Annotated in this window: 13 protein-coding genes; 3 read left to right on the top strand and 10 right to left on the bottom strand. The window is 45.2% G+C overall.

From position 1 onward, the window contains the following. Positions 1–16: 16 nt before the first annotated feature. Complete coding sequence (gene nagB / locus RHM67_RS18230; protein WP_322228599.1) at positions 17–1936, top strand: glucosamine-6-phosphate deaminase; 1920 nt, start codon at positions 17–19, stop codon at positions 1934–1936. Positions 1937–2133: 197 nt separating this feature from the next. Here the strand turns inward: nagB and ftcD are convergent, their stop codons facing one another. The 5 genes from ftcD to RHM67_RS18255 form a co-directional block, all read right to left on the bottom strand. Next, positions 2134–3819, bottom strand: a complete 1686-nt coding sequence (gene ftcD, locus RHM67_RS18235; protein ID WP_322228600.1) for a glutamate formimidoyltransferase — start codon at positions 3817–3819, stop codon at positions 2134–2136. Positions 3820–3836: 17 nt separating this feature from the next. Continuing rightward, positions 3837–5063: an imidazolonepropionase gene (gene hutI / locus RHM67_RS18240; RefSeq protein WP_322228601.1), complete on the bottom strand. Its 1227-nt coding sequence runs from the start codon at positions 5061–5063 to the stop codon at positions 3837–3839. A gap of 153 nt (positions 5064–5216) precedes the next feature. Beyond that, the gene (gene hutU / locus RHM67_RS18245) at positions 5217–6890 is read right to left on the bottom strand and encodes a urocanate hydratase (RefSeq protein ID WP_322228603.1); all 1674 of its coding nucleotides are present in this window, start codon (positions 6888–6890) and stop codon (positions 5217–5219) included. Further along, positions 6868–8427 carry a histidine ammonia-lyase gene (hutH, locus tag RHM67_RS18250; RefSeq protein WP_322228605.1) on the bottom strand — a complete coding sequence of 520 codons (1560 nt, stop codon included), beginning with the start codon at positions 8425–8427 and terminating at the stop codon, positions 6868–6870. The genes hutU and hutH overlap by 23 nt, the downstream gene beginning before the upstream one ends. Continuing rightward, the gene (locus RHM67_RS18255; protein WP_322228606.1) at positions 8414–8917 is read right to left on the bottom strand and encodes a helix-turn-helix domain-containing protein; all 504 of its coding nucleotides are present in this window, start codon (positions 8915–8917) and stop codon (positions 8414–8416) included. Before RHM67_RS18255 ends, hutH begins: the two co-directional genes overlap by 14 nt. A 206-nt stretch (positions 8918–9123) precedes the next feature. On the opposite strand from RHM67_RS18255, the gene RHM67_RS18260 reads away from it, so the two are divergent. After that, entirely contained in the window at positions 9124–9522 is a 399-nt protein-coding gene (locus tag RHM67_RS18260) for an SRPBCC domain-containing protein (protein ID WP_322232205.1), read from the top strand. A 63-nt stretch (positions 9523–9585) separates the two neighbouring features. Next, positions 9586–10251: a basic secretory protein-like protein gene (locus RHM67_RS18265; protein ID WP_322228610.1), complete on the top strand. Its 666-nt coding sequence runs from the start codon at positions 9586–9588 to the stop codon at positions 10249–10251. A gap of 212 nt (positions 10252–10463) precedes the next feature. On the opposite strand, the gene atpG is transcribed toward RHM67_RS18265, so the two are convergent. The 5 genes from atpG to atpE form a co-directional block, all read right to left on the bottom strand. Next, positions 10464–11372, bottom strand: coding sequence for an ATP synthase F1 subunit gamma (gene atpG / locus RHM67_RS18270; protein ID WP_322228611.1), 909 nt, complete (start codon positions 11370–11372; stop codon positions 10464–10466). A 73-nt stretch (positions 11373–11445) separates the two neighbouring features. Continuing rightward, positions 11446–13020, bottom strand: a complete 1575-nt coding sequence (atpA, locus tag RHM67_RS18275) for a F0F1 ATP synthase subunit alpha (protein WP_252755967.1) — start codon at positions 13018–13020, stop codon at positions 11446–11448. Positions 13021–13052: 32 nt separating this feature from the next. After that, complete coding sequence (gene atpH, locus RHM67_RS18280; protein ID WP_322228613.1) at positions 13053–13601, bottom strand: ATP synthase F1 subunit delta; 549 nt, start codon at positions 13599–13601, stop codon at positions 13053–13055. A gap of 87 nt (positions 13602–13688) precedes the next feature. Next, positions 13689–14183, bottom strand: a complete 495-nt coding sequence (atpF, locus tag RHM67_RS18285; RefSeq protein WP_322228615.1) for a F0F1 ATP synthase subunit B — start codon at positions 14181–14183, stop codon at positions 13689–13691. A 103-nt stretch (positions 14184–14286) separates the two neighbouring features. Then, on the bottom strand, positions 14287–14496 hold the full coding sequence (atpE, locus tag RHM67_RS18290; protein WP_067062340.1) for an ATP synthase F0 subunit C: 210 nt from the start codon (positions 14494–14496) through the stop codon (positions 14287–14289). Positions 14497–14543 lie beyond the last annotated feature (47 nt).

Raw genomic sequence — 14543 nt, forward strand, 5'->3', positions numbered from 1 at the left:
ATATATTAACCTGATTATGGCAAGATTAAATTTATTAGAAGAAACACGTTACGAGAAACTGCCCGTTACGGTATATCCCGACCAGCGCGCCGCATCGTTAGCGGTAGCCGGAAGGATCGCGGCACTCATCCGCAAGAAACAAGCGGCAAGCGAGCCAACCGTTTTAGGTTTGGCAACAGGTGTTACACCCATACAGGTTTACGCCGAACTGATCCGCCTGCATAAAGAAGATGGGCTTTCTTTTAAAGGCGTTATCACGTTTAACCTCGATGAATATTACCCCATGAAACCCAACGCAGCCCAAAGCTATGTTACTTTCATGAACGAGAATTTGTTCGACCATATAGACATTGATAAAAACTTAGTACACATACCTAACGGTACCCTTCCACAAGATGAGGTAGCCGCTTTTTGCCTGGAATACGAAAGGCAGATAGAGGAACTGGGCGGACTTGACCTACAGATCTTGGGTATCGGCCGTACTGGCCACATCGGGTTTAACGAACCGGGCTCGGCACCAAACTCGGGCACACGTTTGGTTACGCTGGATGACCTTACCCGTAACGATGCATCGCGTGATTTTGGGGGTAAACAAAACGTGCCTACAAAAGCCATTACCATGGGTGTGGGTACTATTTTTAAAGCCCGCGAAATTATCCTGATGGCCTGGAGTGCAAAGAAAGCGCCAATTGTTCGCAAAGCGGTAGAAGGCGAGATCTCAGGTGAAGTACCTGCTACCTTCCTGCAGTTATCAGATAATGTGGAGTTTGTTTTAGATGTTGACGCCGCATCGGGCCTTACCCGTTTTGATACCCCTTGGTTAGTATCTGACTGTGTTTGGGATAACAACCTGAAGAAAAAAGCGATTATATGGCTTTCAGGCTCGGTTGGTAAACCCATACTGAAACTTACTGAAGAAGATTATAACAACAACGGTATGGCGCAACTTGCGGTAGAGCAAGGCCCCGTTTACCAGATCAACATTGATATTTTCAACCAGGTGCAGCACACCATTACCGGGTGGCCGGGAGGCAAACCAGGGGCTGATGACAGCCAGCGCCCGGAACGTGCCGAGCCTGCCCGCAAGCGATCTATCGTATTCTCTCCGCATCCCGATGATGATGTTATCTCAATGGGTGGTACATTCATCCGCTTAGTTGACCAGGGTCATGATGTACACGTGGCCTACCAAACATCGGGCAACACCGCTGTGTGGGATGATGACGTGCTGCGATACATGGAGTTCGCTATCGACTTTAAAGCCAGTGTAGGCGAGGATACCGTCAAACTACAAGGCATTTATGAAGACATGCGCAAGTTCATCGATCAAAAACTACCTAACCAGGTAGATACTATCGAGATCCGCGATGTAAAAGGTTTCATTCGTAAAACAGAGGCTATCTCGGGTGCACGCTTCGCGGGTTTGCCGGATAGCAATATCCACTTCCAGGCCCTGCCATTTTATGAATCGGGCAAAACCAAGAAAAATTCGGTTGGCGAAGAAGACATCAGGCTAACTATGGAGCTATTACAAAGAGTAAAACCACAACAGGTGTTTACCGCTGGAGACTTTGCCGATCCGCATGGTACACACGTAGTATGTTTCAATATTATTATAGAATCGTTACAGCGCCTTCGTAAAACAGAAAGTTGGGTAAATGATTGCTGGGTGTGGATGTACCGCGGTGCATGGCACGAGTTTGCCACCCACGAAATTGAAATGGCCGTACCGCTTTCGCCAGCCGAAGTGCTGCGTAAACGGAACGCCATCTTTAAACACCAGTCGCAAAAGGACCGCCCTGTTTTCCCCGGCGATGATGCACGCGAGTTTTGGGTACGTGCCGAAGACCGCAACCGAGAAAGCGCCCAAAATTACGACCGCTTAGGCATGGCAGAATATGCCGCTATGGAAGCGTTTGTAAGGTTTAATTACTAATTTAACTAAACCAATATAATGCAAAGAGCCGCGACGATATCACGGCTCTTTTTGTTGTTTTATCCTACCGCTGTGTCATTTCGAACGAGGTACGAGGAGAAATCTTGTTAGACATGACAAGTTTGCGACCTGTAAGAAATAACAAGATTTCTCCTCGCTATCGCTCGTTCGAAATGACATTTTTTTATGTTTATAATTTATTCTATCTTCTCATTAACCAAAGCAATTATCTCCGCCTCGGCAGCGATAGTTTTTTGCTCTATCGCTTCACCGCGCTTTAAAACATCATCCACAAATGCTTTATCCTTATAGCCTGATGCGTTGATCTTCACATTCATAAAAGCACCCATCACAGCCGAACGTACACAAAGTGCTGCCACACCGGCGTCTGTTACCGAATTTGGGTTACCACTTTCTACCATTGCCCGTATAAGCGTTAAACTTTCATAAGCGGTTTCCATTACCTTGAACGGGATATCGATAGCATATTTGGTAGCATCCTGAATGGCTTGGTCGCGGGTTGCTTTTTCCTGCTCGTTGCCTTTTGGCAAGCTAAACGCTTCCATTATTTTATTAAAAGCAGTGGTATCTACATCAACTAATCGCAGTAATTCATCTTTTAAAGCCTGCCCTTGCTCGGCCCAATTGCTAAACTCTTCCCAACGATTATCCCAGCCTTTTTTGTGTGATGACAGGTTAGCCACCATGGTAGCCAGCGATACTCCCAATGCACCCATATAGGCAGATATAGAGCCACCGCCAGGCGCAGGGCTTTCGCTCGCGGTCTCGTCGGCAAAGGCGGTTAAGGTCATGCCTACTAACTTGCCAGCGCTTGCATCGCGGAGCAGATACTCAACAATACGCTCATCCGGGTTAAACGGACCAAGCTCATCCAACCCCATCGATTTAATGGCGATCTTGATAATTTCCGCTTCGCTCACTCCTACCGAACGCTGTTGTTTTTTCAGGAAATATTTACCCGCATCCAACATCGCTTTCAGCGGGATCAATCCAACCAGTTCGCTACCCGTTACACGGATGCCACGCTCGGCCGCTCTTTTGCAAACCTCATCAAAAGCTACATGTATCGGGGTCAGTTCGATATTGGTCAGATTCATCGAGATCTGGGCAACGCCGTATTCTTCAATATACCAGCCTATCGCCTTTACACTTTTTAGCGTGCCGGGAATAGACTTTGGTTTATCGTTCTCGTCATTAATAATCTTGCCGTTCACCGGGTCGCCTTCGCGCATTACACGACCAGCTTCGCGCACATCAAACGCAATGGCATTTGCCCTGCGGGTTGATGTGGTGTTGAGGTTGATATTATAGGCGATCAAAAAATCGCGCGCACCAATAACCGTTGCACCACGTTTCGCATCCATTTCTGCAGGGCCAAAATCGGGTTTCCATTTTGGCTCCTTTATCTTTTTAAAGAAACTTTCGTACTCTCCTGCTCTAATAACAGATAAATTATCACGGGTCTTATCTGCCTGCGCATGTTGGTACAGATATGCAGGGATGCCCAGTTCCTCGCCAACCCGTTTAGCCAGTTGCTTAGCGTACTCAGCAGTTTCATCCATGCTGATATTAGCGATAGGTATCAGCGGACAAACATCGGTTGCGCCCATCCTTGGATGCTCGCCTTTGTGCTTGCTCATATCAATCAGTTCTCCGGCCTTTTTTATCGCCAAAAAAGCCGCTTCAATCACCTGCTTCGGCTCACCCACAAAAGTCACTACTGTACGGTTTGTGGCCTTACCGGGGTCAACATTCAGCAGGCGAACACCTTCTACAGTTTCAACCTCATCCGTTATTTGTTTAATGATAAGCAGGTTTACACCTTCGCTAAAATTAGGCACACATTCTATTAGTTGGTTCATTTCTTAGATTTGAGATGTTAGACATGAGAGTTTCCTGCAACCCAAACGTGGTTGGGCTTCAATTTTCCCTGGTAATATAATATTTCGCGGTAATCGGCACATGGGTAGGCCTGCATATCGGCGGCCATCCCGGGGCCTAATATACCACATTCAATTTTTAATGCCGATGCCGCACGGAAGGTTAACCCCGCAAAAACTTCGGCAGCAGATAACTTTTCTGACGCGCTCATTACCGCGGCTTGCATTAGTAAATCGCCCATGGGTGCCGAGCCTGGGTTCCAGTCGCTGGCAATTGCAAAGCATGCACCGGCATCAAGCAGTTTGCGGGCGGGTGCATAAGGCATACCCAAGCCTAAAGATGCACCCGGTAGTGTCACCGCAACAGTATTCGATTTAGCCAAAAGGCCAATTTCTTTTTCACCGCTTGCCTCCAGATGGTCGGCAGATACCGCACCAACCTCAACGGCAACAGCGCTTCCACTTGTTGTAAACTGGTCGGCATGTACGGTTATATCAAAGCCTAATTGGTTTGCTTTGTTGAGGTAAACCAAAGCATTTTTAGTATCTATAGCACTTTGTTCAATAAATATATCTACGCGGTTAGTTAGGTTCTCCTGTTTGATAATAGGCAGCAGATCATTCACCACATACGCCAGATATTCAGCTTGCGATCCGTTAAAATCTTTTGGCACCATGTGGGCTGCAAGGCAGGTAGGTATCAGTCTTGCTTTGGTTTGTGCCGATGCATTCTTTATCGCACGAAGCTGTTTTAGTTCCTCCTCAACACTTAAGCCATAACCGCTTTTCACTTCAATGGTAGTTACGCCGTCGGCTAAATGTCGGTTGGCACGTTGCATCAATGATTGCACAAGCGCTGCCTCATCAGCCGCGCGTGTTTGTGTAACAGTATCCCAAATACCACCTCCGGCTTTAGCAATTTCCAGATAGGTTTTGCCCGCGATCCGCATGGCGTAATCCTTAGCACGGTTGCCGCCGAAACAGATATGCGTATGGCAATCTATAAAGCCTGGCAGCAACACCTGCGGACTTGTAATTTCTTCTATTTGTACCGATGGATTGGTTTTTCTTAATTTATCAAAATCGCCAACCGCTAAAATCAGTCCACCCTCAACCAACACACCACCGTTGGGGATAATGTGCAGTTGCTCATCCTTCAGAGCGCCTTTTAAGGGTAGCCCTGTTAAGGGTGCTATTTGTATGAATGGACCTATTAGTTTTTTCATTTATTAATTTCTTTATTGTCATCCTAAACTTGTTTCAGGATCCCTCTTGCAAAGTCGCCATCTGTCCTGTGGGATACCGAACAAGTTCGGCATGACGGTTTGGTTTTGAATTTCAACTACTCACCAATAAAACATTCTCTACTCACCATCCAGCTACCACACCTTCAATCCAAACCTATCCGCCCAATCCTGCGCTTTGTCATAACCTGCATCCGCATGGCGGAAGATACCCATGGCAGGGTCGTTGTGCAGTACGCGTTTAAGGCAGGTTGCAGCGCGTTCGGTACCATCTGCAACTACTACCATACCCGCGTGTTGCGAGTATCCCATTCCTACACCACCACCGTGGTGGAATGACACCCATGTTGCACCACCAGAGGTATTAGCCATAAGGTTTAACAATGGCCAGTCGGATACTGCATCCGAGCCATCTTTCATGGATTCGGTTTCGCGGTTTGGCGATGCTACCGAGCCGCAGTCCAAATGATCTCGACCTATCACTATAGGTGCTTTTACTTTGCCGCTTGCTACCAGTTCGTTAAATATCAGGCCAGCCTTTTCACGCTCGCCCATGCCCAGCCAGCAAATGCGTGCAGGCAGGCCCTGGAATGCAATTTGTTTTTGCGCTTTTTCAAGCCAGTTGATTAGTGGTTTATTTTCGGGGAAAGCCTCCATTAACGCCCTGTCGGTTGTATAAATATCTTCAGGATCGCCGGATAGGGCTACCCACCTGAACGGCCCTTTCCCCTCGCAAAACAACGGACGGATAAACGCCGGTGTAAAGCCGGGGAAATCATACGCATTTTGTTCGCCGCCTTGTTTCGCAAACTCGCGCAGGTTATTACCATAATCGAAAGTTACCGAGCCAAGCTTTTGCAACTGCAGCATAAATCCCACGTGGCGGGCCATGCTTTTTAGCGAAAGGTGCTTGTATTGTTCAGGATCAGCCTTTCGCAGATCGAGCGCTTCTTCCAACCTTAACCCGTTAGGGATATATCCGTTCAGCGGGTCGTGTGCAGAGGTTTGATCGGTCACGATATCAGGTACAATGCCATCGGCAATTAATCGTTCCAGCATATCCCCTGCATCACTTACCAACCCTACCGACAGGGTTTCGCCTTTGTTCATGGCATCCTGCACCCAGCTAATTGCTTCCTCGTACGAGTGGGTTAGCCTGTCGATATATTTACTGTCGATACGTTTTTGGATCCGGGTAACGTCTACATCGGCTCCTAAAAATACACCGCCTGCCATTGTCGCAGCCAATGGTTGCGCGCCACCCATGCCGCCAATACCGGCGCTGACAATCAGTTTACTTGTAAGGTCATTATTAAAATGCTGTCGGCCTGCCTCCACAAAGGTTTCGTAGGTTCCTTGTAAAATACCCTGCGTGCCTATATAGATCCAGCTGCCCGCGGTCATTTGCCCGTACATCATCAGGCCATCGGCGCGCAGCTTGTTAAAATGCTCCCAGGTTGCCCATGCAGGAACCAGGTTACTATTGGCTATTAAAACCCTTGGCGCCTGCGGATGACTACGTATGATCCCTACTGGTTTGCCGGATTGCACCAACAACGAATGGTCGTTATCGAGTTCCAGCAAAAGTTCTATGATCTTCCTCAGCGATTCCGGGTTACGGGCGGCCTGACCGATTCCGCCGTAAACCACCAATTCGTCGGGATTTTCGGCAACCTGCCCGTTAAGGTTATTTAACAGCATGCGCAAGGGCGCCTCTGTTTGCCAGCTTTTGGCGTGCAGTTGGTTGCCAACCGGCGCGTAATAAACCGGGTGGTTGGCGTATGTATTAATAAATTCCGAATTCGTCATCGTCGTTTATATTGATGTTGTTTTTTTGAGCGGTTTCGTTGGCAACCGACTGGAACTGCCCACTAATAATTAATTGATGTAAGGCGTTGATATCATCTGCAAAGATCCTGTCCTCTTTAATAAAGGGCACATGCTGCCTTACCAATTGGTGCAGGGTTTCTATCACCGAGGTACTTTGCAAAGGCCTCCTAAAATCTAATGCCTGCGAGGCATAAAGCAATTCAATAGCCTGGATATATTCGATATTATCCAACACCATGTGCAGCTTGCGCCCGCTGATAGATCCCATAGAAACATGATCTTCCTGTCCAAGTGAAGTAGGTATGCTATCGGCACTTGCCGGGAAACACAATGTTTTATTTTCGGTAACCAAGGCTGCTGTGGTGTATTGTGGGATCATCAAGCCCGAATTGAGGCCGGCATCATCCGTCAATAACTTTGGCAAACCATAACGGCCTTCGCTCATGAGGTAGCAGCGGCGGTCGGCAATGTTGCCCAACTCGGCGGCGGCTACGGTGGCATAATCTAAAGGCAAAGCCAGCGGTTGTCCGTGGAAGTTACCACCACTTATGGTATCATCGGCATTAAAAATTACGGGGTTATCGGTAACAGAATTTAATTCTATCTCCGTAAGCTCTTTTAAATGCAACCACGCATTGCGTGATGCACCATGCACCTGCGGCATGCAACGTAACGAGTATGGATCCTGCACCCTATCACAATCCACATGCGAACTGCCGATAGATGAACCTTCCAGTAATGTAGCCAAGCGTTTAGCAACCAGTTTAGATCCTTTGTACGGGCGAATGGCATGTAACCGCGCAACAAAAGGGCGGGCGGAGCCCATAAGGCCTTCTAAAGATATGGCGCCTATCAGGTCGGCAACGTTAAGGGCATTATTTAAACGCTCTACCGCTTTTATCGCGAAAGCCAATATAAACTGGGTACCATTGATTAATGCAAGCCCTTCTTTGGGGCCTAATACCAACGGCTGCAAACTATGCTGTTTCAGGATTTCTCCCGCAGGATGTTTTTCATCACCAATATTCACATACCCCAAACCAATTAAAGGCAAAAACAGGTGCGAAAGCGGCGCCAGATCGCCCGATGCGCCAACAGAGCCTTTCTCGGGCACAACCGGGGTAACATCATTATCGATATGCCAGATGATCCGCTCTAATGTTGCAGCTGCAATACCCGAGTAGCCCTGCGCCAAAGCATGTACTTTGGTTATCAGCATCAGCTTGGCAATTTCCTTTGGGATGGGATTACCCACACCTACGCTATGGCTTTTTAAAATATTGCTTTGCAATAGGCTGGTATCTTTCTCAGAGATGCGGGTATCGCAAAGCGGACCAAAACCTGTATTGATGCCGTACACCGGCAAATGCGCGTGCACAATCTTTTCAACTTCTTTCCAGGAAGTATGGATGCAAGTGGCAGCAGCCTCATTTATAACACCTTTAACCTTACCCGCTGCAATATCTATGCTAAGGCCTATGGTTAGGTGCTCAATACCGTAATTAAAGTTTTTCATTGGGTATTGGATTTAGTTTTTCGCCAACCTTACCGGATAGGTTGTAAGCGCGGAATGTATTTTCTAATGCGGAAATGGCAGGCAATATCTCAGCGATTTTAGCGTCGCTTGCTTCCAGCTCGTTCATGCCCGCAGTAATGGCTTCCCAAACGGGTAGTATCTGTTTTAGCAGTTCGCGACCCTTGTCGGTAAACTGCACCATTTGCCTGCGGCCATCATCGGCATGCGTTGTAGTTTCTACCAATTTGCGGTTTTTCAGGTTGGTTATTAGCTGGCTTGCCGCCGGGTGTGATACCTCGGTTTGTTCACTTAATTCTTTGATGGAAAGCGAATCGTTATTTGATAGCAAATAGAACACCGGGAACCAGCTGGCATCAAACTCGATGCCTTCGTTCTGGTATATGCGGTTTATTTCGGCAAGGAAGGTTTCGCTCATCCGCCTTAAGCGACTTCCCAATACCAGGTAACCTAAACTTTGATACAAATTCATGAATGCAATTTATATAAGTACTTATATAAATGCAAATTTTATTTTATTAATAATTGGTAATCAATCATCTTCTTGTCCCGATTGGCCTTTTATCTTGTCGCATCCACACCCCCATGCGGTATCTATTTAACGCCCATATTGTATTATAAACTTAGCAATCATGAAAGAGCAATTTAAGATCGTCATTAACTCGCCACATAAAAAAAATTTGGGAAACACTTTGGGGCGATGAAACTTACCCGAAATGGACTGCCCCATTCTGCGAAGGCTCAAAAGCTGTAACAAATTGGCAAGAAGGCAGTAAGGTTTTATTTACAGACCATGAGGACCGGGGCATGATCTCATTAATAGTACGGAACACCCCGTACGAACATATGTCGTTTAAAATGTTGGGGCAACTTGTTAATGGTGTTGAGGATTTCACGAGTGAAAATGCAAAGAAAATTGCAGGTGCCTTTGAAAATTACACATTAACGCCAGATGGTGATAAAACCTTGCTGGTAGTTGACCTGAACGGGCTAAATATGGACAAAGATATAATGGATTATTTTACGGCAACATGGCCAAAAGCACTGGACGCCTTAAACGCGATTTCTGAACAATAGCATTGTATCAGCCTTTTTACGGATAAAATGCCCGTAATTGCTCATTAAAGTTATTTTTGATTTATGAAAAAATTAGCATTGGTACTTTTAACCAGCTTAATATGCGGAGTAAGCTTTGCTTCCGGGCCTGATACCATAAAACGTAACGGCTACACGCTGATTGTACATGGTAACGACGAGTATTTTGATAAAGCTATTACTGATAAATTGATTAGCACGTTTTTTATCGTTTATCCAAAAATCGTGAACGAGTACAATAAGAAAAGCCTTAAACAGGTTGAGTTTTTTATTGATACCGCTTACAAAGGTGTTGCAGCTACAGATAACGGCCGCGTGGTTTTTAGTCCGGCTTATATGACCAAGCACCGTAATGATATTGATGTGGTTACACACGAGGTGATGCACATTGCCCAAGATTACGGCAGTTTTGACGGGCCCGGATGGTTAACGGAAGGCATTGCCGATTACGTTCGTAACGAGCAAGGCGTAGCCAACAAAGCCGCGAAATGGAAACTACCCGATTTTAAACCCACTCAAAATTACGATAACGCTTACCGTGTAACCGCCCGCTTTTTAGTTTGGATAGAAACCAAGGTTAAAAAAGGCACCGTTAAAAAATTGGACAGCCAAATGCGCAACCATACTTACACCGCTGAGTCATGGAATAAACTTACAGGCAAATCGGTTGATGACCTGTGGAAGGATTACGCGGCTAACCCAGCATTATAATAAACAACAGTCATTGCCAGGTACGAATCAATCGCTATATAAGCAAAGCCCTTATGCAGGGTGTATAATTATCCTAAAGAGATTGCTTCGTATCGCAATGACGCGTGGAGTACAAATAAGAAAGGCTTTCCAATATGGAAAGCCTTTCTTATTTGTATGTCTTCGGCTAACTCAAACTGACAATCGTTGTCATAGTGAACCTGTCGAACTAATCAACCACCTAATGCTGCTGCACCACTCACGATCTCGGTAAGCTCGGTAGTGATGGCGGCTTGGCGCGCCTGGTTGTATGAAAGCTTAAGAGCTTTCAACATGTCGCCTGCGTTTTCGGTTGCTTTATCCATCGCGGTCATACGTGCGCCATGCTCAGATGCATTCGAATCTAAAACGGCACGGTACAACTGTATTTTAATATTTTTAGGAATCAATTGCTCTACTATATCTTCCTGCGAAGGCTCTAAGATATAGTTAACCTGCGTTTCAATAACAGCATCCTTTGTTTTAAAGGTTTCTTCTTTAGGTTTAGCTTCAGCCATTGGTACAGGCAATAATTGCTCTGCAACCTGAAACTGTACAGCAGCGTTACGGAAATGGTTATAAACCAATTCAACACGGTCGTAATCGCCATTAATAAAGCCTTGCATAATGCCTTCGGTAATTTTTGAAGCATTTATGAAGTTCAGGTCAAGGTATAAATCGTTATTGTTACCAATAACGTTAAACTTACGACGCTGAAAAAACTCCTGGCTCTTTTTACCAATAGCAACAATAGAAACGTTACCAGCCCTTAACTGCTCGCTGTATTTCTCGGCGATTAAATTATTGGCAGTTTTAATAACGTTGGTATTAAAAGCACCTGCTAAACCACGGTTTGATGATACAACAATAACCAATACACGTACCGGTTCGCGCTGTTGCAGGTATGGCGATGCACCATCCTCTAAACTTGCCGATAAGTTTGACAAAAGGTCTTTCAACTTATTAGCGTACGGGCGTAATTGAACAATAGCATTGGTTGCCCTTTTCAGCTTTGCTGCCGAAACCATTTTCATGGCCTTGGTGATCTGCTGTGTTGAGCTTACGGATGCTATCCTGTTTCTTACTTCTTTTAAATTAGCCATTCTTTTGTTTTAGTATCAAGTACCGAGTATCATGTTTCTGTCTTGATACTCGCTACTAATTACTTACTACTAATTAATATTTACCTGCCAGTTCTTTAGCTACTGTTTCCAGTACGCCGGTTAACTGGTCATCAAATTTACCTGCTTTAAGGGCTGCCAACACTTCAGGGTGGCGTTGCTCTAACTGGCTGGTATATTCTGCTTCAAACTCACGGATCTTGTTAATAGGTACGTTACGCATTAAGTTTTTAGTACCTAAGTAGATGATAGCCACCTGCTTTTCTACCGTTACCGGCGAAAACTGGCCTTGCTTTAACACTTCTACGTTACGTGCACCTTTGTCAATAACGTTTTTGGTTGATGCATCTAAGTCCGAACCGAATTTAGAGAATGCCTCAAGCTCGCGGTATTGTGCCTGGTCAAGTTTAAGTGTACCGGCAACTTTCTTCATAGATTTGATCTGAGCGTTACCACCCACACGTGATACCGAGATACCTACGTTAATTGCGGGGCGGATACCTGCTAAGAACAAGTTAGACTCCAGGAAGATCTGACCATCGGTAATCGAAATTACGTTGGTTGGTATGTATGCAGATACGTCACCAGCCTGGGTTTCGATAATTGGAAGAGCGGTTAATGAACCACCACCTTTAACGATATGTCTGATAGACTCCGGCAAATCGTTCATTTGCTGCGCGATGTTATCATTGCTGTTAACTTTAGCGGCACGCTCTAATAAACGGCTGTGAAGATAGAACACATCACCTGGGTAAGCCTCACGGCCCGGTGGGCGGCGTAGTAACAACGATACCTCACGGTAAGCAACCGCCTGCTTAGAAAGATCATCATAAACGATTAACGCAGGGCGACCTGTATCACGGAAGTACTCGCCAATTGCAGCACCTGCAAACGGAGCAAAGAACTGCATGGTAGCAGAGTCTGAAGCATTAGCCGCAACAACGATAGAGAAAGGCATAGCACCGTTCTCTTCTAATGTGCGTACAATGTTTGCAACGGTTGAAGCCTTTTGGCCACAAGCTACATATATACAATATACCGGCGCGCCGGCATCGTAAAATTCTTTTTGGTTGATAATGGTATCGATACAAACGGCAGTTTTACCTGTTTGGCGGTCACCAATAACCAACTCACGCTGGCCACGGCCAATCGGGATCATCGCGTCGATAGCTTTGATACCTGTTTGTAATGGCTCAGTTACCGGCTGGCGATAGATAACACCCGGTGCTTTACGCTCCAAGGGCATTTCGTAAGTTTCGCCTAATATTGGGCCTTTACCGTCAATTGGTGTACCTAAAGTGTCTACAACACGGCCAAGCATGCCTTCGCCAACGTTGATAGAAGCGATGCGGTTGGTACGTTTCACATTGTCACCTTCCTTGATATCGTCAGACCTACCCAACAATACCACACCCACGTTATCTTCTTCAAGGTTTAATACAATACCTTGTAAACCGTTATCAAATTCAACCAGCTCACCTGATTGTACTTTAGTTAGTCCGTAAACACGTGCAATACCGTCACCCACCTGGAGTACGGTACCCACTTCTTCTAATTCAGATTCTGACTTGAAGCCGGCTAATTGCTGACGCAAAATTGCTGATACTTCGTCTGGTCTTACCTCTACCATTTTTGAATTTATTTTAGAGTTTTAATTTAATACTATTTAATTGCAGCCTGTGCAAATTCCTTTTTTATTCGTTTTAAACTGCTGGCAATGCTGGTATCAACCTGCCTGTCGCCTACAGTTAGTACAAAACCACCAATTAACGATGGGTCTACTTTATCAGCCAGCTTAATAGTACCGCCAATTGCTTTCTGTACATCGTCAAGCATTTTTTGCTTGTTCTCGGCAGATAGCGGTGATGCTGTTACCACTTTAGCATTGGTGATGTGGTTCTTAATATCGTACAAGCCAATAAACTCATTGGCGGTGGTAAATAATACTTCGCCACGGCCTTTATTAACCATGATGTTTAAGAACGCTATAGTAACCTTGCTTACTTTGTTTCCAAAAATGTCGGCAAGTATGTTTACTTTTTTGCTGTGCGATATTATAGGATTGCCTAAAACAGCTGCCAACTCTGCGCTACCTTTTACAGTATTCAGAAAAAGCTCCATATCAGTCTTAACCGCTTCAAGGGCATTTTGCTCTTGGGCAAGGTCAATTAGTGCTTTCGCGTATCTTAATGCTACTGTTATTTCTGACATCGTTCTTGAGATTTGAGATGTGAGATGTGAGATGTGAGACTATTGTATTTTGTCTCATGTTTCAAATCTAATATCTCATGTCTATTATTATAATTTCACTTCTTTCAACAACTCTGCAACTAATGCATCCTGTTTGCCCTGGTCTTCAAATTGCTTGCGTAATACTTTCTCAGCAATTTCTATTGATAAAGCAGCAACCTGGTTTTTAACATCTGCCATAGCAATTGTTTTTTGGTTGTGGATATCAATACGGGCAAGCTCGATCTGGCGTGCACCCTCTTTATGTGCAGCATCTTTAGCATCAGCTATGATCTGGTCTTTAACCTTTTTAGCTTCCTGCAAAATCGCGTCACGCTCTATACGGGCTTGTTTTAAAAGAACTTCGTTCTCGTTTGTTAAACGAGACATTTCTTCTTTAGCTGCCTCGGCTTTTGAAAGCGCATCTTCTATAAAACGCTCGCGGTCGTCAAGGGCTCCCATAATAGGTTTCCAGGCAAATTTGGCAAGTAAGAAAAACAGTACTGCAAATGATACCGTTGTCCAAAACACTAAACCAATCTCGGGGGTAACTAATGGATTCATTATTATATGATAATATATTTTAAAAAATCAATTTAATAACCGTGCCCACAGCCAATCGCTGCGGGAACGGTTAATTTTTAAATCCTCTTAAAGGGATGAAATATTATTTCAAGCCTAAGAAAGATACAACCACAGCAAACAAAGCAACACCTTCAACAAGTGCAGCAGCGATGATCATTGCAGTTTGGATCTTTGAAGCAGCTTCTGGCTGACGGGCGATACCTTCGCAGGCTTTACCACCAATTTGACCGATACCGATACCGGCACCAATTACTGCTAAACCTGCACCAAGTGCAGCGATACTTCCAATCATTGTTTTAAATTTAAAGTGAATATATAGTACATAATTATTTACAAATA

It is taken from the genome of Mucilaginibacter sp. 5C4 (genome assembly GCF_034345625.1).
GTDB lineage: Bacteria > Bacteroidota > Bacteroidia > Sphingobacteriales > Sphingobacteriaceae > Mucilaginibacter > Mucilaginibacter aurantiaciroseus.